General features: G+C 72.9%; 21 protein-coding genes and 2 pseudogenes. 12 read left to right on the top strand and 11 right to left on the bottom strand.

The annotated features are described in order from the left end of the window. Both ACFVZW_RS14225 and ACFVZW_RS14220 read left to right on the top strand, forming a co-directional pair. Positions 1 to 85: pseudogene (locus ACFVZW_RS14225) on the top strand (nitroreductase family protein); the annotation flags it as partial. Between the two features lie 122 nt (positions 86 to 207). Beyond that, positions 208 to 1431: an MFS transporter gene (locus ACFVZW_RS14220; RefSeq protein ID WP_384520701.1), complete on the top strand. Its 1224-nt coding sequence runs from the start codon at positions 208 to 210 to the stop codon at positions 1429 to 1431. A 56-nt stretch (positions 1432 to 1487) separates the two neighbouring features. Here ACFVZW_RS14220 and ACFVZW_RS14215 read toward each other — a convergent pair. Both ACFVZW_RS14215 and ACFVZW_RS14210 read right to left on the bottom strand, forming a co-directional pair. Beyond that, positions 1488 to 1910 (bottom strand): annotated as a pseudogene (locus ACFVZW_RS14215) (SLC13 family permease); the annotation flags it as partial. A 192-nt stretch (positions 1911 to 2102) separates the two neighbouring features. Beyond that, on the bottom strand, positions 2103 to 3035 hold the full coding sequence (locus ACFVZW_RS14210) for a MurR/RpiR family transcriptional regulator (RefSeq protein WP_384520699.1): 933 nt from the start codon (positions 3033 to 3035) through the stop codon (positions 2103 to 2105). A 170-nt stretch (positions 3036 to 3205) separates the two neighbouring features. On the opposite strand from ACFVZW_RS14210, the gene ACFVZW_RS14205 reads away from it, so the two are divergent. After that, positions 3206 to 4024 carry an SDR family NAD(P)-dependent oxidoreductase gene (locus ACFVZW_RS14205; protein WP_384520698.1) on the top strand — a complete coding sequence of 273 codons (819 nt, stop codon included), beginning with the start codon at positions 3206 to 3208 and terminating at the stop codon, positions 4022 to 4024. A 50-nt stretch (positions 4025 to 4074) separates the two neighbouring features. Here the strand turns inward: ACFVZW_RS14205 and ACFVZW_RS14200 are convergent, their stop codons facing one another. From ACFVZW_RS14200 to ACFVZW_RS14175, 6 genes are all read right to left on the bottom strand, one after another. Further along, a complete protein-coding gene (locus tag ACFVZW_RS14200) occupies positions 4075 to 6312 on the bottom strand; it encodes an FUSC family protein (protein WP_384520697.1) in 2238 nt (745 codons plus the stop codon). Between the two features lie 66 nt (positions 6313 to 6378). Further along, positions 6379 to 7110, bottom strand: a complete 732-nt coding sequence (locus ACFVZW_RS14195) for a hypothetical protein (protein ID WP_384520695.1) — start codon at positions 7108 to 7110, stop codon at positions 6379 to 6381. Positions 7111 to 7223: 113 nt separating this feature from the next. Next, positions 7224 to 9290 (bottom strand): iron ABC transporter permease, encoded by a 2067-nt coding sequence (locus tag ACFVZW_RS14190; protein ID WP_384520693.1) that lies wholly within the window; start codon positions 9288 to 9290, stop codon positions 7224 to 7226. Between the two features lie 4 nt (positions 9291 to 9294). Then, on the bottom strand, positions 9295 to 10269 hold the full coding sequence (locus ACFVZW_RS14185) for an ABC transporter substrate-binding protein (RefSeq protein WP_384520691.1): 975 nt from the start codon (positions 10267 to 10269) through the stop codon (positions 9295 to 9297). Next, on the bottom strand, positions 10266 to 11126 hold the full coding sequence (locus tag ACFVZW_RS14180; RefSeq protein ID WP_376445908.1) for an ABC transporter ATP-binding protein: 861 nt from the start codon (positions 11124 to 11126) through the stop codon (positions 10266 to 10268). The genes ACFVZW_RS14185 and ACFVZW_RS14180 overlap by 4 nt, the downstream gene beginning before the upstream one ends. A gap of 335 nt (positions 11127 to 11461) precedes the next feature. Continuing rightward, a complete protein-coding gene (locus ACFVZW_RS14175; protein ID WP_384520689.1) occupies positions 11462 to 11872 on the bottom strand; it encodes a RidA family protein in 411 nt (136 codons plus the stop codon). A gap of 260 nt (positions 11873 to 12132) precedes the next feature. Here ACFVZW_RS14175 and ACFVZW_RS14170 point away from each other — a divergent pair, with 260 nt between their 5' ends. Then, positions 12133 to 13104: a GNAT family N-acetyltransferase gene (locus tag ACFVZW_RS14170; protein WP_384520687.1), complete on the top strand. Its 972-nt coding sequence runs from the start codon at positions 12133 to 12135 to the stop codon at positions 13102 to 13104. Between the two features lie 180 nt (positions 13105 to 13284). Here ACFVZW_RS14170 and ACFVZW_RS14165 read toward each other — a convergent pair whose 3' ends face one another. Both ACFVZW_RS14165 and ACFVZW_RS14160 read right to left on the bottom strand, forming a co-directional pair. Further along, positions 13285 to 15657: a SpoIIE family protein phosphatase gene (locus tag ACFVZW_RS14165; protein ID WP_384520685.1), complete on the bottom strand. Its 2373-nt coding sequence runs from the start codon at positions 15655 to 15657 to the stop codon at positions 13285 to 13287. A 200-nt stretch (positions 15658 to 15857) separates the two neighbouring features. Beyond that, positions 15858 to 16418: a TetR/AcrR family transcriptional regulator gene (locus ACFVZW_RS14160; RefSeq protein ID WP_384520684.1), complete on the bottom strand. Its 561-nt coding sequence runs from the start codon at positions 16416 to 16418 to the stop codon at positions 15858 to 15860. Between the two features lie 118 nt (positions 16419 to 16536). On the opposite strand from ACFVZW_RS14160, the gene ACFVZW_RS14155 reads away from it, so the two are divergent. The 6 genes from ACFVZW_RS14155 to ACFVZW_RS14130 all read left to right on the top strand — a co-directional run bounded on the left by ACFVZW_RS14155 (position 16537) and on the right by ACFVZW_RS14130 (position 22672). After that, positions 16537 to 17223 carry an SDR family oxidoreductase gene (locus ACFVZW_RS14155; protein WP_384520682.1) on the top strand — a complete coding sequence of 229 codons (687 nt, stop codon included), beginning with the start codon at positions 16537 to 16539 and terminating at the stop codon, positions 17221 to 17223. Positions 17224 to 17911: 688 nt separating this feature from the next. Continuing rightward, complete coding sequence (kdpB, locus tag ACFVZW_RS14150; protein ID WP_384520680.1) at positions 17912 to 20068, top strand: potassium-transporting ATPase subunit KdpB; 2157 nt, start codon at positions 17912 to 17914, stop codon at positions 20066 to 20068. 243 nt (positions 20069 to 20311) lie between these two features. Continuing rightward, positions 20312 to 21121, top strand: coding sequence for an SDR family NAD(P)-dependent oxidoreductase (locus ACFVZW_RS14145; protein WP_384520678.1), 810 nt, complete (start codon positions 20312 to 20314; stop codon positions 21119 to 21121). A 30-nt stretch (positions 21122 to 21151) separates the two neighbouring features. Further along, on the top strand, positions 21152 to 21229 hold the full coding sequence (locus ACFVZW_RS14140) for a 50S ribosomal protein bL37 (RefSeq protein WP_381951490.1): 78 nt from the start codon (positions 21152 to 21154) through the stop codon (positions 21227 to 21229). 58 nt (positions 21230 to 21287) lie between these two features. After that, a complete protein-coding gene (locus ACFVZW_RS14135; RefSeq protein WP_384520676.1) occupies positions 21288 to 22082 on the top strand; it encodes a GNAT family N-acetyltransferase in 795 nt (264 codons plus the stop codon). A gap of 53 nt (positions 22083 to 22135) precedes the next feature. Further along, positions 22136 to 22672, top strand: coding sequence for a hypothetical protein (locus ACFVZW_RS14130; protein ID WP_384520674.1), 537 nt, complete (start codon positions 22136 to 22138; stop codon positions 22670 to 22672). Positions 22673 to 22708: 36 nt separating this feature from the next. Here the strand turns inward: ACFVZW_RS14130 and ACFVZW_RS14125 are convergent, their stop codons facing one another. Next, positions 22709 to 23155 carry a universal stress protein gene (locus tag ACFVZW_RS14125; RefSeq protein ID WP_384520672.1) on the bottom strand — a complete coding sequence of 149 codons (447 nt, stop codon included), beginning with the start codon at positions 23153 to 23155 and terminating at the stop codon, positions 22709 to 22711. A 302-nt stretch (positions 23156 to 23457) separates the two neighbouring features. On the opposite strand from ACFVZW_RS14125, the gene ACFVZW_RS14120 reads away from it, so the two are divergent. Further along, a complete protein-coding gene (locus tag ACFVZW_RS14120) occupies positions 23458 to 23826 on the top strand; it encodes an SAV_915 family protein (RefSeq protein ID WP_384520671.1) in 369 nt (122 codons plus the stop codon). 16 nt (positions 23827 to 23842) lie between these two features. Continuing rightward, positions 23843 to 25177: a diaminopimelate decarboxylase gene (gene lysA, locus ACFVZW_RS14115; protein ID WP_384520669.1), complete on the top strand. Its 1335-nt coding sequence runs from the start codon at positions 23843 to 23845 to the stop codon at positions 25175 to 25177. Positions 25178 to 25480 lie beyond the last annotated feature (303 nt).

Here is a 25480-nt window from a genome sequence, read left to right as displayed (position 1 = left end):
CGTCAACATCGGCAAGCCCGGCGAGGACGCCTGGTTCCCCCGCTCCCCGCGCCTGACCTTCGACGAGGTCGTCACCACCGTCTGACCCGTACGGCCGCGCCTGGTACGGGTGGTGCTCGGCACGGCACCACCCGGACGAACACCACCCGGACCAACACCACCCGCACCGCCCACGACCCGCCAGCTCACGAGCGCCCAGGGGGCACCATGTCCGCCGCCGTATCAGCACCGCGTCTCACCGCCGGGACGCCGCCCGGCCAGGTCCCGGCCCTCTGGCTGGCGCTCCTCGCGGCACCCATCGCCACGGGAGCCAACGCCCCCGTCCTCATCCTTCCCGACATCGCCCACTCGCTGGCGGTCTCCACCACGCAGGCGACCTGGATGGTCACCGCGTTCGCCTGGGCCATGACGGTCGGAACGCCCCTGGCCGCGGCCCTCGTCCGGCACCGGGGGCTGCGGGTGGCCCTCGCCGCCGGCGCGATCACCGCCCTGGCCGGCACCGTCGTCGTCGCCACCGCGCCCTGGTTCCCGCTGGCGCTGCTCGGCCGGGCCGCGCAGGCAGCGGGCGGTGCGGGACTGGTGGCCGTGGCGATGAACCTCGCCGGTTCCACCCGGCGCATGGGGGCGATCACCGCGGGATTCGGGGTCCTGGGCGCTGTAGGACCGCTCCTCGGCTCCGTCCTCGCGGACGCGGCCGGCTGGCGGACCTCGCTCGCCCTCTCCGCCCTCGCCCTCCTGGCGGCGCCCGCGATCCTGCGCCACACCGCGAGTTCCGCACCCGCACGCTCGCCGCACGCCGTGCCGTTCGACGCCGTCGGGGCCGGGCTGGTCGTGGCGGTCGTGTCCGGACTCGTCCTGATCCCCACCGCTCCCCTCGCGGGCGGTCTCACCGCGGCGGCCGCGCTCGTCCCGCTCGGGCTTCACATACGGCGCCGTCCGGACGGGTTCGTACCCGCCGCCGTGCTGCGCTCGCGTACGTTCCTCGGCTCGGCCCTGCTCGCCTTCGCCTTCTCCACCTCCTACTTCATCCTTCTGTTCGCCCTCCCCCGGCTCACTCAGCGGCGCACCGGCTGGAGCGTCGAAGCCATCGGCACGGGTCAGCTGGTCGCGCTCCTCACCGGCTCCGCCCTCTCCTGGCTGCTCGCCTCCGCGGCGGTGCGCCTCGGCCACCGCAAGGTGCTGACCCTCCTCGTCGCGGTCGGCGCGGCCGCGCCCCTCATCGCCGCCTTCGCCTCCTGGGGACCGGCGCTGCTGCTGGCCGCCGCGGGCGCCGTCTTCGTCGCCACCGGCAGCAACGCCGTCCTGTCGGTACGCGCCTCCCAGCCCGCCCCGGAGGCGGGGCGACCGGCCGCCATCGGGCTGTTCGTTCTCTTCTACCAACTCGGCGGTGCGATCGGCCCCGCCCTCGCCGCGCTCCTCGTCGTGGCCTGACCACCGCGTCCGCGCGGACTCGTGCGCGCCAAAGGCCCCGGCTCGGTGAGCCGGGGCAGCAGGGAGGCCGAGTTCGCCAGGTGGGCCGTCGCGTGGACATGGGGTCGCGGTCCGGTGCCCAGCCGGGCCGCGGTGGCGAAGGCCACCGGCGTCAGCAGCACCAGCGTCGCGTCCAGGCTCAGGCCGGCCGTGATCACGGCGAACACTCCGCCCAGCAGGGATGTGGGACTGCGCCCGCACCGCCGGGCCACCGCGTGACCGGCCGCCCGGAACAGCCCCTCGTCGGCACAGAGCTGTGCGAGCACCAGGATGACGGCGAGGAACCCCACCACGGGCAGCAGATCCCGCATCTGCTCCCACGCGACGTGGGGCGACACCAGGCCGCACCCCACGATCAGGGCGGCGGCAGGGACCGCGGCCACGGCCTCCGGCACTGCGCGGCGGCTCCGGCCCAGGGGTAGACCGGAGCCGCCACAGATGCACCCGCGCTCTGCGCGGCGCGCTGCCGTCGAAACACCAGGTCGTCTGAGGAGGAGGGGGCGACGCCGAGGTGTTCTGTTCGGGCCCGTGGGGGCACCCGTAGTAAACATATATACCGTCGAGTAAGCAAGGGAATGAAAAAATTCATACGACCCGATGGCGGAAAGTCGCCCATTCAACTTGAGCGGAGCTCAGTCGTCGAGGAAGAAATGGTGCTGGTCAGCCGCCTGCTCGTACTTCTCGAGACGGGTCTGCGTGCGCTCCGGGTCCGCGTCCGCCATGGCTTGAAGGATGGCTGCGGACACCACCCCGGGAGCCGCGTACGAGTCGAAGACGAGCCGTGACCCGGTGCCGGCGGTGAACACCACGTCGGCCTCGTCGACCAGCGGCCCGAGCGCCAGGTCGGTGATCAGCGCGACGCGCAGCCCGACGCCGCGGGCGGCCCGGACGACGGCGAGCGTCTCGTTGGCATGCCGGGGCATCGCGAAGGCCAGCACCCAGGTCCCGCCCGCCTCGCGCGCCTGGAGCAGTCCGTCGTAGGCGACCGTGCCGCCCCGCGTCACCACCCGTACGTCCGGGTGGATGCGCCGCGCCGCGTAGGCGAAGTACTCCGCGAGGGAGACCGAGATCCTGAGGCCGAGGACCGTGAGGGGGACGGATCGGGCCAGCTCACGGCCGATCTCGAGGATCTGGTCGGGGTCCGCGAGCACCCGCCGCAGAGCGGTCAGGTTCTCGATCTCGGCGTCGACCGCCGACTGGAGTTCGTTGCTGAGGCTCGCCTCCCCCTCGCCCGGCGCGCCGGCGACGGCGCTGAGCGCGATGGGCTGGAGGGCCTCCCGGAGCGCGGGGTATCCGCTGAACCCCAGCGACGAGGCGAAGCGGGTCACGGACGGCTGGCTGACGCCCACCCGCTCCGCGAGCTCGGTGATCGAAAGGAACGCGGCCTCGGTGAGGTGGTCGATCAGGAACTGGGCGATGCGGCGCTGCGCGGGAGAGAGCCGGTGGCTGCCGAACAGCGACCGCACCCGCTCGGCGGGCGAGGCCGCCTCGGCGGCCGCCTCCGACGAGCGCCTGCCCGGTGTGATCGCGGCTGCCTGTGCGCGCGCCTGCTGCCCAGATGGCACGGGGTGCCTCCCTCTTGTCTCTCTGCAGCCCAAGATAGTTCACACGGGCTGCCGTTCATCGGGCCGCGACACCAGCCGTGGGCGCCCCGCCCGGCGGCGGGGCCCTCGGTTCGGCCGCTTCCGTACGTATGATCACGACGGCGGACGGACGACGACGGAGGCTCGAAGGCATGGCGGACCAGCGCGTGTACCTCGTGACCGGTGGCGGGACGGGCATCGGGGCCGCGACCGCCCGGCTGCTGCGCGCGGCGGGGCACCATGTGGTGATCTCCGGGCGCCGCCCCGAACCCCTGCACCTCGTCGCGGAGGAGACCGGGGCCCTGGCCGTCGCCTCCGACATCGGCGACCCGGACGCGGTACAGGCACTCGTCGACACGGCCTTCGCCGCTCACGGCCGCCTCGACGGAGTCGTCCTCAACGCCGGTATCGGGCGCGGCGGAGGCGTGGGCGAGGTGACGCTCGAGGACTGGGACGCGGTCATGCGGACCAACCTCACCGGCCCGTTCCATCTGCTGCGCGCCGCCCTCCCGCACCTGCTCGACGCCCAGGGCGCCGTGGTCGCGGTGGCGTCGGTGTCCGCGCTGCGCAACGGTGTGGGCAATGCCGCCTACGCCACGTCCAAGGCCGCGCTGCTCCAGCTCTGCCGCTCGCTCGCGGTCGACTACGGAGGCGCGGGGCTGCGTGCCAACACCGTGTGCCCGAGCTGGGTGCGCACCGACATGGCGGACCGCCGGATGAACCGGTTCGCCGAGGAGGCGGGGCTGGAGGACGGCGGCATCGAGGCGGCGTACGAGGAGGTCACCCGCGTTCTGCCCGTCGGGCGTCCGGGCGAGCCGCGCGAGGTCGCCGAGGCCGTCGCCTGGCTCCTCTCGCCCGCGTCCTCGTTCGTCAACGGAGCGGTGCTCACCGTCGACGGCGGTGTGACCGCCCTCGACCCCGGCACGCTCGCCTTCGACTTCCGCATCGAACCCCGGACGCCGCCCGCCTGACGCCCCGCCGGGTGAGCGGATCCGACCCTCCCCCTCCGACTGACGTCGCGTCATGGACCGTGTGAGGACCGGTCGATCCGCTCCAGGTCCTGGAGCAACGCCCTGAGCCAGGCCTCCACCGCGTAGAACCGGCCCGGCGCCCCGGCCGGTGCGGTATCCGGCCCGTCGGCTGCCGTGGACGGCGGGTCGGGCACCGAGGGCGGCGGGGCGTCCCCGGTCGGGTCCAGAAGGGCGGACAGCAGCAGCATCCGTCCCGCCACCCGGTCCCCGAGCCGGGTCACGACGGCCGCCACCGCGGGCTCCAGCGGCGCCACGGCGACGGGCCCCGACACCTCCTCCGCCGGTACGGTCGGCGGCGCCGCCAGCAGTCGCTCCGCACCCCACAGCGCGTGGTGCCCAGTCAGCAGTACCGCCTGATAGTCGACCGGCCGCCGCCCCTTTCCCGGCGGCTTCCCGGATCCGGACGCCCCCGCCACCGGGCCCCGCGGTTCGCTCTGGAACTGCGCGAAGGCCGTCTCCGCCAGGACGAGCGCATGCCGCAGCGAGCCGCTCACGGGTGGTGGCGCGCCCGGATCCCGTACCCCTCCGGCCGCGATGGTCGAGGCGGTGGCGACCACGGTCTCGGCGGCGGTGCGCAGCAGCACCGTGCTCGAGCGCCGCACCTCGGTCTGCGCGCCGCGCGGCCAGGCCAGCAGGCCGAAGACGGCGCCGATCGCGCTCCCGATCAGCACGTCGAGGAGCCGGACCTCGGCCAGCCGCCAGGTGGTCGCCGTCAGCTGTGCGAACACCAGGGAGACCACCAGCGCGAAGAACGCCTGCGCCCAGCCGACGCCCTTCACCGGCCCCACCGTGAAGGTGATCAGCAACAGCGGCAGCAGCATGGCCGCGTACACCGTGGTGTCCGCCCCGATGAGGGCGAGCAGCCCGGCCGTGCACAGGGCTCCGATCAGGGTCCCGGCGATCGCCTGACGGATGCTGCCCCAGGTCGCGCCCAGGGTCGTGCGGGTCAGTGTCAGGGTCGCGAGGAGCGCCCAGAAGCCGTGCGGCAGCGTGTCCAGGCCGGCGATGGCCCGGGCGGCGGCCAGTGCCAGACTGATCCGCACCGCGTTCTGGAAGAAGACCGACCGGCTCCCGGCGTTTCCCACCAGCCGCCGCCACCACAGCTGCGGCGCCCGCATCCTCGCGTACCAGAACCGGCCGACGGGCAGCTCGGCCCCGTCGACGAGCCGCCCCCGTACCGCCAGGCCGGCGGCCGTGGACAGCGCCAGCGCGGCGTCGGCCACTTCGAGCAGGGCCGCGCGGCGGCGCAGCGTCGCGGGGTCCGCCGACCGGGTCTCCACGGCGGCCAGCAGGGCCCGTTCCCGGGCAGGTCCGGGGTCCGCCGCGCCCGCTCCTGGGGCGCCGCGCAGCAGAGCGGCGCTGTCCGCGGCGGAGCGCCCGACGGCGCGCAGCAGGTCCAGGCCCGCGTCCTCCGGAGCCCGGCCGGGCGGTACGGCGGGGAGCCGTGTCAGTCGGTTGAGGAGCGTCCGTGCCGAGAGGCCGGTGTGGGTCAGGCCCCGGGAGCGGACCCCGGCTCCGGCCGGCCGCTCCGCCTCCGGAACCTGCGAGGGGCGCAGCGCCTCGGCTGCCGCCCTGGCCGCCTCCATGGCCGTCGGCGACAGTCCGTACGGCGCGCGGGCCAGTTCCCCGGCGCAGCGAACGGCGGCGACCGCGGCGCGGGCGGCCAGTTCGCGGTACGGCACGGTCGGCGGCTCGGGGAAGACGAAGGTCTCGGCGAGGATCAGCAGAAGGATCCCGACCGTGGTCCCGGCCATCCGCTCGTCGATGGTCTCGGGGGCGTACGGCGGGAAGGACGGCAGGATGTACAGCAGCTGGAGCCCCGGCGCCGCGCCCGCCGGACGTGGCCCGCCCACGGCGACGAAGGCCAGCGCAAAGCCGATGACCAGCATCCCGGCCACCGCGCTCCAGTTCCGAACGGCGAGGAAGGTGCCCACCACGACCAGCACCCAGGCGGCCGGAAGCAGCTTCACCAGGACGACGGCCCGCTGCCGCCCGGTCCCCGGAATGTGCGAGAGGCCGGCCAGCGACACGGCGGCGAAGAGCGCGTACGTGGCCGCGACAGGCTGCTCGAACCCGTACAGGAACAGGTAGAACCCGGCCCCCGCGGCCAGCGTGACGCGCAGCGAACGGCGGGCCGCGCCCGCGTAGGCGTCGGGCAGCCGGAGCAGGCCCCTCGACCGGCCCGCCCCTCTGGCGCCCGGGCCACCGCCGGCACCGTTGGCACCCATGCCACCAGGATCGGACACCTGCCGCGCCCCGGCACCCCGCGGCTCGGTGCGGGCCGCCCCGCTCGATCAGCCGACGGCGTCGCCCGCCGCCACCCGGTGGACCTCGAGGCCGGGCGCCACGAGCAGTTCGGCGATCAGTTCCTCGGAGCCGCCGACGTACGTGCTCACCAGGTCGACGTCGCCGCCGACGCACCAGGCCCGGTCCTGCGGCCACCACAGGTCGGGGAGTTCGGCGAACTCGTCGAGGAGCTCCGGGGAGACCACATCGGCCAGCGGTCCGGACAGCAGGATCTCGTCCCGCTCCGGAGTGGGGAAGGTGGGCACCCCGCCCCATTCCCGGCGGCCGTACCCGTCCCACAGCCCGTACCAGCACCGCTCCGGGGTGCTCGTGTACCGCGCGAGGACCGGGATCACGGCCCGCGCGACATCGTCGGGCGTGGGGCCTTCGGCGGGGTGCTCGTCCCACACGCCGGGCAGACCGTACTCGTGCAGGTTCTGGTAGAACCGCTCCGCGCCGATGACCTCGTGCCAGTCCGTCAGCGCGTCGACCTTCCGCCCCTGGGCGGCGGCGGCGACGTCCCAGCGGACCGGGCGCTCGTCGAGACTCGCGGGGTGCAGCACGCGCGCGTACGCCGGGAATCCGGGCGCGACGACTCCGGCCACGGTGCCGAAGTCACCGTGGCCGGGGCGGCGTTCGGTCAGCCAGCGGGCCGGCGCGAGGTCCTCGACCTCGACGCGCAGGCGTCCGTACGGGGCGGGGGCGGGCTCCCGGCCCGACCGGGGGCTCGATGTGTCCATCCCCCCAGTCTGCCCGCCCTGGACGACGCCTCGCATGCGCGCCCGCGCAGCAGACCGCCCCCCGTCGAGGCCGCCTTGTGCGGGAGGTGACGAGGGGCGGTGACGGCCTGCGCCTACCGACGGCTGCGGATGAGCAGATGGAGGAAGTACGGCGTACCGATCACGGCCGTCATGAGTCCGGCGCCGAGCTGGGTCGGTGCGATCACGGTACGGCCCACCAGGTCCGCGGTGCAGACGAGGATCGCGCCGAGGAGGACAGCGACCGGAACCACGCGCGCGTGCTGCCGTCCCACGAGGGCGCGGGCGGCATGCGGCGCCACGAGCCCCACGAAGCCGATGGTGCCCGCGGCGGCCACGGCGGTGGCGCTGAGCAGGACGCTGAGGAGGAGGAAGCCGAGGCGTCCTCGTCCCAGGCTCAGCCCGAGCAGCCTCGGGGTGTCCTCGTCGAGCGACACGAGGTCGAGTTCGGTGCGCCGCATCGCCGCGACGGTCACGCCCACGCCGAGGACGGCCATGAGGGGCAGCACGTCGGTCAGGGACCGCCCGTAGGTGGAGCCCGAGAGCCAGGTGAGCGCCTTGGTCGCGTTGAACGGGTCGGTGAGGATGATGAGAAGGCTGATCAGGGCCGAGGCCCCGATGGCGACGCCGAAGCCGACGAGGACGAGCCGGTTCTGCTGGAACCCGCCCCGTGCGGCCAGCCCGAAGACGATGACGGAGCTGATCGCGGCGCCCGCGAAGGCCGCCCCGGACAGACCCCACCCTCCGGCCAGGGGCACGGTCGTCACGAGGAGGACGGCGCCGAGCGCGGCGCCGCCGGAGATGCCCAGGACGGCCGGTTCGGCGAGGGGGTTACGGGTCACGGCCTGGACAAGCGTGCCGGCCAGGGCGAGCGCGGCGCCCGCGAAGAGGGCGGCGAGGACGCGTGGAACGCGGGTGTCGAGGACGAAGGTGATGGTCCGTCCGGCCCGCCCCTGCGCCCAGTTCAGCACGTCGCCCAGGAGCAGCTTGCTGTCCCCGAGGAGCACGGAGGCGATGGTCACGCCGACCAGGACGAGCACCAGGACGGAGGTGGTGGTGAGGAAGAGGGTCCTGCTCCTGATGCGCAGCCGCTCGGACGCGGCGGCTTCGGCCGTGTCCCGGGCGCGTGTGGCCATGACGATCAGGAAGGCGGCGCCGACGAGGCTGGTGACGACACCGGTCGGCACGCCGACCGCGACGTCCGCCTCGACGACGGCGCGGAGCAGCACGTCGGAGCCGAGCACCAGGGCCACACCGGTGAGTCCGGCGGCCGGCAGGTTCATCCGCGTACGGGTGAACCCGCGGAACCTGCGGGCGAGGGGACGGACGATGGCGGGGGCGCACAGGCCGACGAAGCCGACGGGTCCGGCGAGGGTCACAGCGGCCGCGGAGAGCAGGGCGGCGAGCACGACGGCGGTGACGCGTGTGGCGCGGACCGGGACGCCGAGGCCGCGCGCGGCGTCGTCACCGAGCGCCAGGGCGTCGATCCGGCGGGCGAGGAGCAGCAGCCCGACGACGCCGACGAGGGCGATCGGTGCCATCTGCAGGACGCCGTCGAAGCCGTTCTGGGCGATGCTGCCCTGGTTCCACTGGTAGAGCCCCTCCGTCTGACGGGGGAACAGCAGGAGCAGGCCCTCGGTGACGGCGGTGAGGCCCAGGGTGAGGGCACTGCCCGCGAGGACCAGCCGGACGGTGCCGGTACCCAGGCCGGAGAGCCCGAGGACCACGGCGGCCGCGGCGAGGCCGCCGACGAACGCGATGCCGGAGGAGGCGAAGAGCGGGAGCGAGAGGCCGGTGACGGCGGTGAGGCCGAGAGCGAAGTAGGAGCCCGCGTTGACGGCGAGGGTGTCGGGCGAGGCGAGGACGTTGCGGCTGACCGACTGGAGGGCGGCGCCCGCGATGCCGAGTGCGGCGCCGACGAGCAGGCCCGCGGCCATCCTCGGCAGTCGGGAGGCGATGACGACGGAGGCGTCGGCCGGTTCGGCCCGGCCCGTGAGCGCCTTCCAGATCTCGGAGGCGCCCACGGCGGCCGTGCCCTGGGTGATGTCGACGACCGCGAGGGCCGTGACGAGGAGGACCAGGGCGGCCGTCACCGCGGCCGCGCCCGTCCGGGACGTGGCCGCCGACGGACGGGTGGCGGGGGTTGTTGCGGTGACGGCCATGGTGTTACTTCGTCAGCGCGGCGACGACGGCGTCGATGTACTTGTTCATCGACTCGGGGCCGCCGAACATCCAGATGCCGTCGGGCAGGCGGTGGACGTTGCCCTTCTTGACGAACGGCAGCGACGTCCAGACCTTGTCCTTGGCGAGGACACCGGTGAACGGCGTGCTGGACTTGTCGCCCTCGCTGCCGATGTACGCGAACTGCACGTCACCCAGCTTGGTGAGGCCCTCGACGTCGGTGGTGCCGAGCCCGTAGCTCTCGTCGCCCTTGACCGTCCAGGCGTTCTTCAGACCGAGCTTCTCGTTGACGCCGCCGATGAGCGAGCCGCTCGTGTAGGGCCGGATCGAGACCTGGTTGGAGACGACGTACCCGTCGGCGAAGGCGTACTTCGTGCCGGCGAGACCGGCGTCGGCGAGGGCCTTGGCACCCTCGGCGAGCTTCGCCTCGAACTGCTTCTTGAGCTTGTCGGCCTGCTGCGTGGTGCCGGTGGCCTTCGCGATGAGGTCGAGGTTCTTGGTCATCTGGCCGATCGGGTCGGCCGCGTCCGCGGGGCGGAGCGTGAGGACCGGAGCGACCTTGCGGAGCTGCTTCACGGCGGCCTCGGGCAGGTCGGTGGTGGCCACGATGAGGTCGGGCTTCAGCGACGCGACGGTGTCCATGCTCGGCTCGCCGCGCGTGCCGATGTCCTTGGGCTCGTTCTTCAGCGGGACGGCGGTGTCCCAGGTCTTGTAGCCCTTGACGTCGGAGACGCCGACGGGGTCGACACCGAGCGAGACGAGGCTCTCGACGGCGTTCCACTCGGTCCCGACGACCTTGGCGGCGGGACCGTCGAGTTCGACCTTCGTACCCGTGGCGTCGGTGAGCGTGATGGGCTCGGCGGTCTTCTTCGCGTCGTCGGCGGCGGGCTCGGTGGTACCGCAGGCGGACAGGGTGATGGCCGCGACGGTGGCGGTCGCGGTGAGGAGGAGGCGTCTCATGAGGTGGTGCTGAGCCTTTCGCTTCGCGAGTGGTGTCGGCCGATCGCACGGGTGCGCAGCCGACCGGTGAGGGGATCGGTGTCGACCTCGATGCGGATGCCGTACGTGTCGGTCAACCGCTCCGGTGTCAGAACGTCGGCGGGGTCGCCGTCGGCGACGACCCGCCCCTTGTCGAGCAGAACGATTCGGTCGGCCACGGCCGAGGCCTGGTCGAGGTCGTGCAGGACGGCGCCGACGGCGATGCCGTGGTCGTCCGCCAGATCGCGCATGAGGTCGAGGAGTTCGACCTGGTAGCGCAGGTCGAGGTAGGTCGTGGGCTCGTCGAGCAGGAGCACGCCCGTCTGTTGGGCGAGGCAGCCGGCCAGCCAGACGCGCTGGAGCTGTCCGCCGGAGAGGTGCTCGGCACCGCGTTCGGCGAGTTCCTCGACGCCGGTCATGGCGAGCGCGCGGTCCACCGCGGCCCGGCCGCCCGGGTCGGCCTTGCCCCAGCGCCCCCGGTAGGGGTAGCGCCCGAACTCGACGACGTCGCGCACGGTCAGCCCGCTGGGCGTGGGGCGCCCCTGCGTGAGGAGCGCGACGCGGCGCGAGAACTCACGGGGGCTCAGCGCGAGGCCGTCGGTGTCGCCGTCGATGACGAGGGTGGCGGCCCTGGGCCGCTGGAGCCGCGCGATCGTACGCAACAGCGTCGACTTGCCACTGCCGTTCGGCCCGACCAGGACCGTCACTTCGCCCGGCCGCAGCGTCATGGAGGCGTCGTGTACGACATCGACGCCTTCGTAGGCCACGGTGACTCCCGTGGCCGAAAGTTCATGGCCGTGGGGACGTGAGGTCGCGACGGTCTCTTCACCTGCTTGCACGGAGGAGAGGTTAGCCTATCCTTACCCGCGACGGATAGGCCCCCCTGAGAACCACGACAAGAGGCAATCCGGCCAAGGTTGAAGCTCAGCCCAGGGCACGCAGCGAACGTACGAACGTACGGGGAACAGCTACCGGCTCTGGCGCGCGAGGCCGGTGACCCCCATCGTCAAGGTGCGCCGCGGCACGGTGCGTTCCGCGTCGACGGGCAGGACGGCGTACGCGTGGAAGCCGCACGGCCGCCCTGCTGAGGCATGCAGGGGCCGGATCGGTCGGGAGGCGGAACCCCGCCTCCGACCCCGCCCCCGCCCCGCCGGACAAGCCGTGCGGCGCTACCTCACCGTACGAGCCCGATCGCCTCGATCTCGATCATCCACTCGGGGTCGGCGAGCGAGGAGACCTCCACGAACGACTCCGCGAGATGGGGCTTGCTCGGGAAGTGCTCGGCCCGCAACTTGGCGAAGACGTCCTGCCGCGCGATGTCGGTGACGAACACGGTCGCCTTGACCACCTCGTCGAGACCGGAGCCCGCGTTCGTCAGCACGGTCGCCAGGTTCGCGAGCGCCTGCCGCGCCTGCGCCTCGAAGTCTCCGACGCCCACCGTGGCGCCCTGGGCGTCGATCGGAGCCTGTCCCGAGGTGAAGACCAGGTTCCCGACCCGGACGCCGAGCGAGATGCCGGCACCCTCGTACCAGTCGGGTTCCGCGGTGACGCGCACACGCTCGGCGGCGGGCTGTGTAACGGACATGCTGCTGACACTCCTTCAGAACGGCACCTACGAAGCCGAGTGGCCGCGATCGCCCCCCGACGTGATCCGCACAGGACAGCCACCGAGGATCGTGATCCATTCCCGCCGAAGGCGTGCCGGGTCGGCGATCGAGTGCGGAGTGAGGCTCGGCAGCGGCCGGGGCAGAACCTCCTCCGTCAGCCGCCGCCACTCCCGCTCCGGCTGCCTGTCGCCGGCGTTCGTGGTGCGATGAAACGGAGGGAGCAGGAAGGAGAGCGACCATGGCGGCAGCCGAGCGTAAGAGCGGAGCGGCCTCGGTGGTGGTTCGCCCGCTGGGCGAGGCGGATCTGGATCAGGCCGACAAGATCTTCAGGGTCGCCTTCGGGACCTTCCTGGGAGCACCCGACCCGGAGGCGTTCGCCGGGACGGCCGACTTCGTCCGCACCCGCTGGGCGGCGGATCCGCAGTCGGCCTTCGCGGCGACGGTCGACGGCGAGGTCGTCGGATCGAACTTCGCCACCAACTGGGGCAGCGTCGGCTGCTTCGGACCGCTGACCGTGCATCCGGACCTGTGGGACCAGGGCGTCGGCAAGCACCTCATGGAACCGGTCTTGGCCCGCTTCGGCACCTGGGAGAACCGGCACCTGGGACTGTTCACCTTCTCGCACAGCCCCAAGCATCTGGAGCTCTACCGCCGGTACGGCTTCTGGCCCCGATTCCTCACCGCCGTCATGAAGAAGCAGGTCGCGCGTGGTGCCGCAGCCCCGGGCCGAGTGCTGTACGGCGGGTTGACCGCTGCCGAGCAGCCTTACGCCCTGAGCCTCTGCCGCGCACTGACGGGAACCGTGTACGAGGGCCTGAGCCTGGAGCGCGAGATCGTGGCCGCGTTCGCGCAGGGGCTCGGGGACACCGTCCTGCTCCAAGGCGGCTCCGACCTCGACGGTCTGGCCGTCTGCCACTGCGGTGCCGGGTCGGAGGCCGGCGAGGATGTGTGCCTCGTCAAGTTCGGCGCCGTACGCCCCGGCCCGGGCGCCGGAGACCGGTTCGAACGACTCCTCACCGCTTGCGAGCAACTCGCGTCCGAGCGCGGCCTGGGCGAACTGAACGCCGGAATGAGCCTGGCCCGCCAGGACGCCTACCAGCACATGGCCGACCGCGGGTTCCGCCCGTGGCTGCTCGGGGTGACCATGCACAGGCCCAACGAAGCCGGCTACAGCCACCCGGACGCCTTTGTGATCGACGACTGGCGCTGAGACGCACGGGACCGGAAGCGCTGGGAGGCCGGGAGCGCCGGATGCGCCAGTTACGGCAACCTCGGTGCGTCAGTGCGGTGAACGGCGGTGAACGATGGAGAAGGCGACGAACGGCGCGTCCCTTCTGACACGCAGGTCATCCACCCGCTCCGAGCCCTGGGGCCGAGCGCCGCACGAGCGCTACTCCGCGTCCCACACCGGGAATCCGGCGGACTCGGACAGCTCGGCCCACACCGTCTTGCCCTGTCGCGCGTGGCGTGTCCCCCACCGCTCGGCGAGTTGGGCGACCAGGAACAGGCCGCGGCCGCCCTCGTCGGAGACGCCGGCGCGGCGCAGGTGCGGGGTGGTGCTGCTGGTGTCGGAGACCTCGCACATGACCGCGCGGTCGTGGATGAGGCGCAGCCGGATCGGGGGGCGGCCGTAGCGGATGGCGTTGGTGACGAGTTCGCTGACCACCAGTTCGGCGGTGAAGGCGAGCTCTTCCAGCCCCCAACCGCTCAGTTGCTGCGTGACGTTCGACCGGGCCTTGGAGACGGCGCTGGGGGCGGCTTCCACGTCCCAGTCGGCGACCTGGCGGGCGCCGAGGGTGCGAGTGCGGGCCAGGAGCAGTGCGACGTCGTCGTCCGGGCGGGGCGGCAGGAGCGCTTCGAGCACGCTGTCGCAGGTGTGCTCCAGGGAGGGAGCGGGCCGGGCGAGCGCGCGACGGAGGAGGGCGAGGCCCGTCGCGACGTCACGGTCGCGGGCTTCGATCAGCCCGTCGGTGTAGAGGGCGAGGAGGCTGCCCTCGGGCACGTCGAACTCGGCGGCCTCGAAAGGCAGGCCGCCCAGGCCCAGCGGAGGGCCTGGCGGCAGGTCGAGGATCTCGACGGTGCCGTCCGGAGCCACCAGGGCGGGCGGCGGGTGTCCGGCGCGGGCCAGGGTGCACTGACGGGTGACGGGGTCGTAGACGGCGTAGAGGCAGGTCGCTCCGATGTCCCCGGCGGATTCGCCGTCGTTGGCGTTGTCGGCACCTTGGTCGGTGCCAGTGCCAGTGCCAGTGCCAGTGCCGGTGCCGGTGCCGGTGCCGGTGCCGGTGTCGATGCCGGTGCCGGTGTCGATGCCAGTGCCAGTGCCGGTGCCGGTGCCAGTGCCGGTGCCGGTGTCGATGCCGGTGCCAGTGCCTTCGTCGGCGCCTGCGCCTTGGCCGACACCTTGATCGGAGTCGGCGTCCGGGTCGGGCGCGGCTTCGGCCGACAGGCGCAGGACGACGTCGTCGAGGTGGGTGAGGAGTTCGTCGGGCGGCAGGTCCACGTCGGCGAGGGTGCGTACAGCGGTCCGCAGCCGCCCCATCGTGGCCGCGGCGTGGATGCCGTGGCCGACCACATCGCCCACCACGAGGGCGACGCGCGCTCCGGACAACGGGATGACGTCGTACCAGTCACCGCCCACCCCCGCCTGGGCGCCGGCCGGCAGGTAGCGGAAGGCCACCTCCACGGCCGACTGCTCCGCGGTGTCGTGCGGGAGCAGGCTGCGCTGCAGGGTGAGGGCGGCGGCCCGCGCATGCGTGTACCGCCGGGCGTTGTCGACGGCCACCGCCGCCCTGGCGGCGATCTCCTGGGCGAGGAGCAGGTCTTCGTCGTCGTAGAAGCCGCTGTCGCGATGGCGGACGAAATGCGCGACGCCCAGCGTGGAGTCCCGGGCCCGCAGCGGCACCACGAGCGTCGACCGGCTTCCGTCGTCGACACCGCGGCCGGGATCAGAGGTCGCCGACGGACCGGTGCCGAGGTCGTGACGCGAGGGCTGACCCGTGATCAGGGCGCGGGCCGATGGCGTACCGTCCGCGCAGACGAAGACGCGCTGCGGCCGGATCGTCGTGTCCGGGTCGTCCGCGACCACCGAGCGCTCGGCGACCCGCCGGAGCACGAGAGACGGCTCCACCGGGGTGTCGAGTCCGCGGAGCACCGAGTCGAGCAGGTCGACGGTGACGACGTCGGCGAAGTGCGCGATGGCGAAGTCCGCCAGTTCCTGGGTGGTGCGGGCGATGTCCAACGTGGTGCCGATGCGCATACTCGCCTCGTTCACCATCGACAGCCGCCACTGCAGTCGCCGGTCCCGCTCCTCCTGGTAGGCGGCCACGCCGTACTCCGACGCGCGGTCGACGTACCCGGTCACCATCGCGACCAGCTTGCGCGACGCGGAGTTGATCAGTTCGGCGTCGCCGGTCAGCCGGGGCAGCTCCCCCAGCATCCTGTCGAGAAGGACTCCCTGCCCGAGCCGGAAGGCGCGCAGCAGCACGCTGATGGGCGTCCCGTGCCGGGCGAGACGGCGCGCGCGTTCCAGGTCGGAGCTGGGGGTGTCGACGCGGCTCGGCTCGATGCCGTGCTCGATGCCGGCCAGGGCCGCGAGTACGTGCTCGGCGACGGTCTCCGCCGCGTCGACGGCCAGGTCCTCCTCCGCCCACACCTCTGGAACGTCACGACGCAGGGCCCGCTCCACGTCTTGGATCAGCTGATCTGATCGCAGGCTGAGCTCACGCGCGGCGCGGGACAGGAGACTGTCCGCAGTGAAGTCCACAAGGACGACGTTACGCCGCACCGGCCCGCGGGCGCCGCCGAAAGGCCCGGTGGCGCCGCACTCCACCGGGGTCGCGTCGTGTCACCCGCGGAACGCGTGGCGTCGCCCCGCACTCAGCGGACGACGGCAGCGGTGCTCAGGAGGACCACCAGCGGCCAGGGCGTGTCCGGCGGAACCGGAGCCGGGCCCGCCGGACGCGCCTAGTCGGCTTCCGTCAAGGCCGCGCGGGCGGCGGAAAGGATCTCCTCGGAGAGGGGGGAACCCTTGGTGGCGCGGGACAGGACGAGTGCGCCGACCATGGTGCACAGGCGGGTGAGGCCGTCCTCGTCCTCGGTGGAGAGCGAGTCCGCGAAGTCGCTCACCCCCTCGCTGTACACCCGGCCCGCCTCCTGGGCGCTCAGCCCGCGCGCCATGTCGGTGGCGAGCGCGGCGGCGGGGCAGCCGTCCGCCAGGTCGTCGCGGTGCTCGACGGAGAGGTACGCCTCGATCAGCGCCCGCTGGGCGGTCTCGCGCTGCCCGGCATGCCGCTCCAGTCCCGCCGTGCGGCGCCGGGTGAGTTCGGCGAACGCATGGGCGGTGGCCTCGTCGATCAGCGCCTCTTTGGAGGCGAACTGTTTGTAGAAGCCGCCGTGCGTCAGACCCGCCTCCTTCATGAGGTCGGCGACGCTGACGTGCGTCCCCTGCTCCCGGAAGAGGCGTGAGGCGGTTTCGACGACCCTCCTGCGGTTCTCCTGTGCTTGCGCCTGCGATACGCGGCCCATCGGGCACCTCCACATTTGGATGTCGCTTGGCATCTATTCTAGTGTACGGTTTAGATTGCTTACGTAATCTATTTGGGGGCGCCCTCACGGGGCAGCCCTCGTAACACTGGGAGCGGACATGGAACTGACGAACGCGGTCGCAGTGGTCACCGGGGCGAACCGGGGTCTGGGGCGCCATCTGGCCGAGCAGCTGGTGCGGCGCGGGGCGAAGGTCTACGCGGCGGCGCGGCGGCCCGAGACCGTGGACCTGGCGGGCGTCGTCCCGCTGCGCCTGGACGTGACCGACGAGGAGTCGATCCGGGCGGCCGCCCGCGTCGCGTCCGACGCGACGCTGCTGGTGAACAACGCCGGGATCTCCACCGGCGCCAAGCTGCTCACAGGCGAGCCGGAGGCGGTGCGGCAGGAGATGGAGACGAACTTCTTCGGGCCGCTCACCGTGACACGGACCTTCGCTCCGGTCATCGAGGACAACGGCGGCGGCGCCGTGCTGAACGTCCTGTCCGTCCTGTCCTGGTTCCACCCGGCCGGCCTCGGCTCGTACGCGGCGGCCAAGGCGGCCGCATGGGCGCAGACGAACGCGGCCCGCGAGGAGCTCGCGCCCCGTGGTATCGCCGTCTCGGCGCTGCACGTCGCGTACATGGACACCGACATGGCGGCCGGCGTTCCCGCCGAGCAGAAGGTCGACCCCGCCGAGGTCGCCGCCCAGGCCCTGGACGGCATCGAGAAGGGCCTGCCGGAGATCCTCGCCGACGAGGTCACCCGGCAGGTCAAGCAGGGACTGTCCGCGGCGCCGACCCCGGCGTAGGAGGCCGCTCACTCCGGGACTCGACCGCGGCGGTCAGTCCACCGCCCGCGAGCGAGCCTGGAGCCGGCCGCCCGTGCGCGGGGCAGAAGAGCCGTCCGGCCGCGGACCCCCTCGTGGCCGCGGACCGGAACGGCCCTCTGGTCGTTCGACCGTCGTGCGGTGCGTCTCGGTGCCAGTCCGAGCCGTCGCGTCCGGACTGTGCGCGACACCAGTGGTGGTGGCCACGCTCCCTCCAACCTCACACGCATCGGACGGTCGTCCGATCCCCCGTGGCGATCATTCTGTGATCGGCCTTCGGACCGAACCGCTTGCGTTGACACCCCCCTGACGCCTTTTCGGCCACCCTTGACGCGGATTTGACAGGCATGTCCGTGCCTCATCAGAGGCCCGTCAAGAACCGCGCTCCCACGACGGTCGGGAGCCCGGAATGCGTCTAGATTCCTCTCGGTCGCTCACCGGACCGTGGACGTCAGTGGCCTGACCGTCCCCGGACCACGAGGGCACGTGCCGCCCCTCCCATCCGGGCTGCCGTGCCCTCGTGCCGCGACCGCCGCTGCCCGTTCCGCAGCCGCCCCCGGGGGGCCCGGCTCCGCGCTCCCCCCGGGGCGCGGGCGCGCTGTTCCTCCCTTGTCGCTTTCTCCCCGGCGTCCTCGCTCGGGCGGCCGGGCCCATCAGAAGGTCTTCCTCGATGCATCCCGCAGCGCCCTCGCAGGCGCCCCCGGTTCCGCCCGTTCCCTCCGCACCGCCCCGCCGCCCCGGATCCCGGCGACGGCGCGCGGTGCAGGGCGGGCTGCTCGATCCCGTACAGCTGGTGAAGTGCCTCCCGGAGGCCGCGCGCAAGCTGCATCCGCGAGCGCTGGTACGCAATCCGGTGCTGTTCGTGGTGGCGGTCGGCTCGGTGCTCACCACGCTGTCCGCGCTGCTCAACCCCTCGGTCTTCACCTGGGTGGTGAGCGTCTGGCTGTGGCTGACGGTGATCTTCGCCAACCTCGCCGAGGCGGTGGCCGAGGGCCGCGGCCGGGCGCAGGCCGAGTCGCTGCGCAGGGCCCGTACGGACACGGTCGCCCTACGGCTGAAGCACTGGCGGTACGGCACCGATCTGGACCGGGCCGAGACCGAGGCCGTCGCCGCCACCGACCTCCAGCTCTTCGACTTCGTCCTGGTGGAGGCGGGCGAGCTGATCCCGGCCGACGGCGATGTGGTCGACGGGATCGCGGCGGTCGACGAGTCGGCCGTGACCGGCGAATCCGCCCCGGTGATCCGGGAGTCGGGCGGCGACCGGTCGGGGGTGACGGGCGGGACGACCGTGCTGTCGGACCGGATCGTCGTGCGGGTCACCTCCCGCCCCGGTCACTCCTTCATGGACCGCATGATCGCCCTGGTCGAGGGAGCGCAGCGGCAGAAGACGCCGAACGAGATCGCGCTCAACATCCTGCTCGCGGCGCTCACCGTCGTCTTCCTGCTCGTGGTCGTCGCGCTCCAGCCGATGGCCGGCTCCGCCTCCGCCGCCCAGTCCACGACCGTGCTCGTCGCCCTGCTGGTGACGCTGATCCCGACGACGATCGGCGCGCTGCTGTCGGCGATCGGCATCGCGGGGATGGACCGGCTCGTGCAGCGCAACGTCCTCGCCATGTCCGGTCGCGCCGTCGAGGCCGCCGGCGACATCACCACGTTGCTCCTCGACAAGACCGGCACCATCACCCTCGGCAACCGCGAGGCCGATGCGTTCATCCCCCTGCCGGGGGTGGAGGAGCTGAATCTGGCCGACGCGGCTCAGCTGTCCTCGCTCGCCGACGAGACGCCCGAAGGCCGGTCGGTGGTCGTCCTGGCGAAGCAGCAGTACGGGCTGCGGGCCCCGGCCGAGGGCGAGTTGGCGAACGCCCGGTTCGTGGAGTTCAGCGCCCAGACCCGGATGAGCGGGATCGACCTGCGCTGGGACAACGGCGCCGCCCGCCACATCCGCAAGGGCGCCGCCGCCCAGGTCATCGGCTGGGTGGAGATGTACGGCGGCACGGTGCCCGCCGAGGCGCGCGGCTGGAGCGACGCGATCGCGGCCGCCGGCGGCACCCCGCTGCTGGTGGCGGTGCACGACTGGGACGGCCCCCGCGTCCTCGGGATCGTCCGTCTCAAGGACGTGGTGAAGGACGGCATCCGCGAGCGGTTCGCGGAGCTGCGCCGCATGGGCATCCGTACGGTCATGATCACCGGCGACAACCCGCTGACCGCGAAGGCCATCGCCGAGGAGGCGGGTGTCGACGACTTCCTCGCCGAGGCCACCCCCGAGGACAAGCTCGCGCTCATCAAGCGCGAACAGGAGGGCGGCAAGCTGGTCGCGATGACCGGCGACGGTACGAACGACGCTCCGGCCCTCGCCCAGGCGGACGTCGGCGTGGCCATGAACACCGGCACCTCGGCCGCCAAGGAGGCCGGGAACATGGTGGACCTGGACTCCAACCCGACCAAGCTCATCGAGATCGTCGAGATCGGCAAGCAACTCCTCATCACCCGCGGCGCGTTGACGACCTTCTCCATCACCAACGACGTCGCGAAGTACTTCGCGATCATCCCCGCCATGTTCACCGCCGCCTATCCGGGCCTGGAGGCGCTGAACATCATGGGGCTGCACAGCCCCACCTCGGCGATCACCTCCGCGATCATCTTCAACGCCCTGATCATCGTCGCGCTGATCCCGCTCGCGCTGCGCGGCGTGCGCTACACCCCCGCCTCGGCCCACGACCTGCTGCGGCGCAATCTCACCGTGTACGGGCTCGGCGGACTGGTCCTGCCCTTCGTCGGCATCAAGGCGATCGACATGCTCATCTCCCACGTTCCCGGCCTGGGGTGAACTCTCGTCAGGGAGGCGTCAGGGATGTTCCGCCGTACTTGCCCGGGGTATCCGCCGCGGGTTCGATGGACACCATGAACAGCACGTGGCTCCTTCTCGACCGGCCGCCTCATCGGGCGCCCCGTCGCGCCGCCCGCTGCTGACTGAGGACTCCGGAGTCTTCGGGGCGTCGTGACATCCACTGTCCGGCGCCCCTTCTTCGTACCCATACACCCCCTTCCATGTTCGAGGGACTGACCAGTCATGCCCGTTTCCGACCTTTCCTCCCGCACCGTCCTGTTGACCGGCGCCACCTCCGGCATCGGTTACCAGACCGCCCGCCTCCTCGCCGAACGCGGAGCCACGGTGCTCGTGCACGGGCGTACGGCCGAGGAGGCGCACGCCGCCACCGATCGGCTCATCACCCTCGCCGACGTCGACGCGTCCCGGCTGTGCTCGTTCGCCGCCGACTTCACGCGCCTCGAGGAGGTCGAGCAACTCGCCGCCCGTGTCCTGGCCGAGCACCCGCACCTCGACGTGCTCGTCAACAACGCCGGCATGGCGGCCCCGGAGCGGCACACCGTCACCGCCGACGGCAACGAAATCGCCTTCCAGGTCAACTTCCTCGCCCACTACCTGCTGACGCATCTGCTGGAGCCCGCCCTGGCCGGCGGCTCGGGCGGGCGCGTGGTGAACGTCTCCTCCTCGCTGCACCGGACCGGTTCGATCCAGTGGAACGACCCCAACCGGACCCGGCGTTACTCCCGGCTCGCCGCCTACGCCCAGTCGCAGCTGGCCCTGACCGTCTTCGCCGCCGACCCGCGCGTGACCGCCGTCTCCGTGCACCCCGGCATCTGCGCCACCAGTCTGATGCCGCTCTACGCCCACGAGGGCGTCTCCCCGGCCGAGGGCGCGGCCCACGTCGTACGGCTCTGCGACCCGGCCGTCGAGATCGTCAACGGCGCCTACTACGACCGCGACCACCGCGTCGAACCGGCGGCCGCCGCCACCGAGGAGCGCACGGTCAAGCGCCTCACCAAGCTCGCCGACGTCCTCGTCGGCCACACCGTCTGACGCACTCCCCCGAAGGGATCCGAACCACCGATGTCCAAGCGCGCACGCAAGAAGAGGGCACGCCGCAAGAAGAAGGCGAACCACGGCCGCAAGGCCGGCCAGCGCTGATCAGTACACGGGGGGCGGCTCCACCAGAGCCGCCCCCTCTGCCGTCCCAGGAGGTCCTGTGCTTCACCACCCCGCGCTCCAGCCGCCCGCGCCCGCCCGCGCGTTCCCCACGGGTCTGCCCGGCACGGCGGCCCTCGCCGAGCACGTGCTCGCCACCGGCCACGGCGACTGGTGGACCGACCGTGCCGAGCGTCCCAGCGTGGTGGCCGTCTCGTGCGGCGATCACGCCCTCCTCGCGGGCGACCCCACCGCCATCAGCGCGGACCGGCTGGAGCCGCTCGCGGGGCACTGCGTCGAGGCGCCCGACCGCTTCCTGCCGACCCTCGGTGCCGCGTTCGACCGGCTCGACCCCTGGGAGCGGATGCTGTACATCCACCGCGCCAAGTCCGCCGCTCCCCGGATCCCGCGCGGGGTCACCGTCCGACGGCTGCGCACCGCGGACGCCCCGGCGCTCGCCGCGCTCGACTCCACCATGGCCTGGATCCATGGGAGTTGGGGTGGGCCCGCGTCCCTCGCCGCGTCCGGGCTCGGCTGGGCCGCGTTCCGCAAGGGGCAGGTCCTGGCGGTCGCCTGCACCCGCTTCCTCGGCAGTCGCTACGAGGACATCGCCTGCGCCACCGCCCCCGACCAGCGCAGGCAGCACCTGGCACTGGCCTGCGTCACCGGGCTGACCACCGACGCGGCCAAGCGCGGGCACCGGGCCAGCTGGAGCTGCTCCCGCGACAACCGGCCCAGCCGGCTCCTCGCCTGGACCGCCGGGTTCCGGCTGAGCCGCGAGTACGTCCACTACGTGACCGGGGCCGCCGGCGGCCCGTCCGTCAGCGGTACGTCAAGGCTCCGCACCGCCGCATAGAGGGTCCGTAAAGGCACTGGGCCGGACCGCCCGCTCCCCCTAGCGTCCCCTTCATGGAACTCCCCTTCGTGCCACCGGAGTACCCCTCGGCCGGCTCCGTCCACGACACGGGATGGCCCTCGGAAGCACGTGCCGCCGCCGGTTTCGCCGTGGTGCTGCTCGCCCTGTCCCTCACCGTCGAGGCAGGGAACGGCACGCTGAGCCTGCTGCGGGCCCTGCCGTGGTCCGGGCTGGCCGCCCTGGTGTTCGCGATACTCCTCCCGCCGCGGGTCGAGGCGTCGCCGGGGCGGCTCACCGTCCGCGGCCTGACGGCCCGGAGGACCGTCCACACCGATCGGCTGGCCTCCGTGCGCTGGTCCGACGGTGTCGCGCAGAGACTGATCATGTACGACACCACGGGCGCGCGGGCCGAGGTCGACCCGCGCGTCTTCGTCGCCAACCCGCCCCTGTGGCACCTGCTGAAGGAGGACGCCCGGGTATCGCTGGCCCGAGGCACCCTGCGCCACGGCGGCGCGGAACTGGAGCGACTGGCCCGGTGCGTCGACAGGGAGACGGCCCATACGGTCTTCCGGATCTCCGGGATGGAGTAGCCGGAAGCCCGCACGGGCGGGAACGACTCGACGGGCTCAGGGCGGCTGCGGAACGGCCTGGAGGGGGCTGGGCGGCACGGCGAGGACCGGGCAGGGCGCGTGGGCCAGGCAGTACCGGACCACCGAGGGCCGCAGGGCCCGGAGCAGCGGGCCGCGCGAGCCGGTACCGACGACGAGCAGGTCACCGGGGTCGCGGACCGCGTCCACCAGCGCGACACCGGGTGTGCCCCGGACGATGCGTCCGGCCGGCGTCAGCCCCGGCCGGCCCTCGTCGAAGGCGCCGAGGACTTCCTGAAGCAGCTCGGCCGCCGCGTCCCGGCAGTCGGCGAGTACCGAGGGGCCGCAGGCCGCCCGGGTTCCCGGACCACCCCCGGGCGGCTGCCAGGCCAGCACGACCAGCAGCTCCGCGTCCCGTGTCCGGGCCTGGGCGGCGGCCGCATGCAGGGCCGTCAGGCTCCCCAGGGATCCGTTCGCCCCGACCACGACTCTTCCTCGCACCGTCTCGCCCCCCTGTTCGTCGTCCCCCAAGGAAAAGGCCGCGGGGAGGAGCGGGGCGGACGCGCTGACGCTCTCCTGACGCCGAGAACGACATCCCTGTCGGCTCTCTGACGCGGAGCCCGTCGGCCGTCAGCGGTGTGTACGGACTCGACCGATCGCCGTCAAGATGCCGTCAACGCGCTGCCGTGGATGCGGGACGGCGGGGATAGCTTCGATGACGCGCCCCGGCCTGCCCCTCGGCGGGCCGGGGCCTCACCAACCGTTCGCGGCTCCTCAGGGAGGGCCCCATGTGTCTGTTCCAGTACGACGACGATCCCGAGCCCGAAGAACAGGTCCCGGCCGGACCGCTGTACGTGCCCGTCCGGCCGGGAAGCGGCACGGAAACCGTGATCCGGCTCTTCCGCACGCCGCTCGGCGCGCGTACCGCCGTCGGCTTCACCCGTGCGAGCCGGCTGACCGAGGTGCTGGGCGAGGCCCAGCCGTACATCCGGCTGTCGGAATCCGTGCTGCGGGCGGTCTGCGTGCCGCTCGGCGCGGACCTGGTCACCGTCGACCCGACCCTGTCGGCTCCCGCGGTCCCCACGACCACGCACACGCCGGACCGACGGCCGGCACCACAGCCGGAGCAGGCCGTCCGAGCCGTCCGGGCCGTCTGAGAGGGGGACGACTTCCATGACCATCGCTCTGGTCTCCGAGACCTCCGCGGAAGCGGACGACCTGTCGGTGTGGCCCGCGTCCACGACCCGGCTGCCGCACGGCGGCCTGGCCGTCGGCGGGGTGTCGTTGGCCGACATCGCCGACCGCTTCGACACTCCCGCGTACGTACTGGACGAGGGTGAGGTGCGGGCCCGCTGCCGTACCTACCGGGACACGTTCCCCGACGCCGACGTGCTGTACGCCGCCAAGGCGTTCCTGTCCCGGACCATGGTCCGCTGGGTCGCCGAGGAAGGCCTCGGACTGGACGTCTGCTCGGCCGGCGAGCTCGAACTCGCGGTCACCTCGGGGTTTCCGCCGGACCGCATCGTCCTGCACGGCAACGCGAAGTCGCCGCACGACATCGAGTCGGCGCTACGGCTCGGGGTGGGCCGGATCGTCATCGACAGCCCGTCCGAGATCGCGCGGCTGGCCGCGCTCGTGGGCCCCCGTGGCCGGCAGAAGGTGATGATCCGCGTCGTCCCCGGTGTCTCCGCCGGCGGCCACGAGAAGATCCGCACCGGGACGGACGGCCAGAAGTTCGGCCTCTCCCTCACCGACGGATCCGCGCAGCACGCGATCGCCCGCATCCTGACCCAGCCTCAGCTCCAACTGGTCGGTCTGCACTGCCACATCGGCTCCCAGATCACGGACGTCAAGCCGTACGTCGCCGCCCTGCGCCGCATGGTGGGGCTGATGGCCCGTGTCCGCGACACCCACGGCCTCGTGCTCCCCGAGCTCGACATGGGCGGCGGCCACGGCATCGCGTACCGGCCCGGGGAACCCTCCCTCGACCTGACGGCCCTGGCCCGCAGACTGCGCATCGAACTCGCCGCGAGCTGTGCGGCGGCCGGGCTCGGGGTGCCCCGGCTCACCATCGAACCCGGTCGTGCCGTCGCGGGCCCGGCGGGGGTGGCGCTCTACCGGGTGCTGGCCGTGAAGAGCACCGGCGACCAGGTGTTCGTGGCCGTGGACGGAGGCATGAGCGACAACCCCCGCCCCGCCCTGTACGGGGTGCGCTACGCCCCTCGTCTCGTGGGCCGCCACTCCACCGTCCCCACGCGCGCGGCGACGGTGGTGGGCCGGCACTGCGAGGCGGGCGACGTCCTCGCCGCCGACGTCGAGCTGCCCGGTGACATCCGGCCCGGCGATCTGCTCGCGGTGCCCGTGGCCGGCGCGTACCAGCTGGCGATGGCGTCCGGGTACAACATGGTGGGCCGTCCCCCGGTCGTCGCGGTCGACGGCGGCACCGCCCGCCTCCTCGTGCGGCGCGAGACGCTGGACGACCTCCGCAGCCGGGACATCGGCGAGTAGGGACCCGGCCCGGACACGATCCCGCCGGATCGGCACCTGGGGCGCCGATGCGGCGGGATCTCCGTGCGTACGAGTCGCTCGCCGTCAGCCGGCGTGGACGTGCGGGCGGCGGGCGCGTTGGGGACGGTCGAGCTCTCGCCCTCTTCTGACGGAATCCTGAGACGTCCTCGCGGGCGCTTCCGCCGGCCCAACGGAAGCCCCCCCCCGCGGGCGGGGGGGGGGGGGGGGGCGGGCGGGGGGGGGGGGTGGGAGGCGCGGGGGGGGGGTTGTGGAGGGGGATTCTTATGAGATATTTCTTGAGAT

Origin of the sequence: Streptomyces sp. NPDC059567 (genome assembly GCF_042735655.1) — a bacterium.
GTDB lineage: Bacteria > Actinomycetota > Actinomycetes > Streptomycetales > Streptomycetaceae > Streptomyces.
Note: the sequence above shows the minus strand (reverse complement) of the source record. Positions and strands in the feature narration are given on the sequence as shown.

Coding starts and splice junctions, on each gene's coding strand:
- ACFVZW_RS14220 (WP_384520701.1), top strand. CDS start 208: ATGTCCGCCGCCGTATCAGCACCGCGTCTCACCGCCGGGACGCCGCCC.
- ACFVZW_RS14205 (WP_384520698.1), top strand. CDS start 3,206: ATGGCGGACCAGCGCGTGTACCTCGTGACCGGTGGCGGGACGGGCATC.
- ACFVZW_RS14200 (WP_384520697.1), bottom strand. CDS start 6,312: ATGGGTGCCAACGGTGCCGGCGGTGGCCCGGGCGCCAGAGGGGCGGGC.
- ACFVZW_RS14195 (WP_384520695.1), bottom strand. CDS start 7,110: ATGGACACATCGAGCCCCCGGTCGGGCCGGGAGCCCGCCCCCGCCCCG.
- ACFVZW_RS14190 (WP_384520693.1), bottom strand. CDS start 9,290: ATGGCCGTCACCGCAACAACCCCCGCCACCCGTCCGTCGGCGGCCACG.
- ACFVZW_RS14185 (WP_384520691.1), bottom strand. CDS start 10,269: ATGAGACGCCTCCTCCTCACCGCGACCGCCACCGTCGCGGCCATCACC.
- ACFVZW_RS14175 (WP_384520689.1), bottom strand. CDS start 11,872: ATGTCCGTTACACAGCCCGCCGCCGAGCGTGTGCGCGTCACCGCGGAA.
- ACFVZW_RS14170 (WP_384520687.1), top strand. CDS start 12,133: ATGGCGGCAGCCGAGCGTAAGAGCGGAGCGGCCTCGGTGGTGGTTCGC.
- ACFVZW_RS14160 (WP_384520684.1), bottom strand. CDS start 16,418: ATGGGCCGCGTATCGCAGGCGCAAGCACAGGAGAACCGCAGGAGGGTC.
- ACFVZW_RS14155 (WP_384520682.1), top strand. CDS start 16,537: ATGGAACTGACGAACGCGGTCGCAGTGGTCACCGGGGCGAACCGGGGT.
- kdpB (WP_384520680.1), top strand. CDS start 17,912: ATGCATCCCGCAGCGCCCTCGCAGGCGCCCCCGGTTCCGCCCGTTCCC.
- ACFVZW_RS14145 (WP_384520678.1), top strand. CDS start 20,312: ATGCCCGTTTCCGACCTTTCCTCCCGCACCGTCCTGTTGACCGGCGCC.
- ACFVZW_RS14140 (WP_381951490.1), top strand. CDS start 21,152: ATGTCCAAGCGCGCACGCAAGAAGAGGGCACGCCGCAAGAAGAAGGCG.
- ACFVZW_RS14130 (WP_384520674.1), top strand. CDS start 22,136: ATGGAACTCCCCTTCGTGCCACCGGAGTACCCCTCGGCCGGCTCCGTC.
- ACFVZW_RS14120 (WP_384520671.1), top strand. CDS start 23,458: ATGTGTCTGTTCCAGTACGACGACGATCCCGAGCCCGAAGAACAGGTC.
- lysA (WP_384520669.1), top strand. CDS start 23,843: ATGACCATCGCTCTGGTCTCCGAGACCTCCGCGGAAGCGGACGACCTG.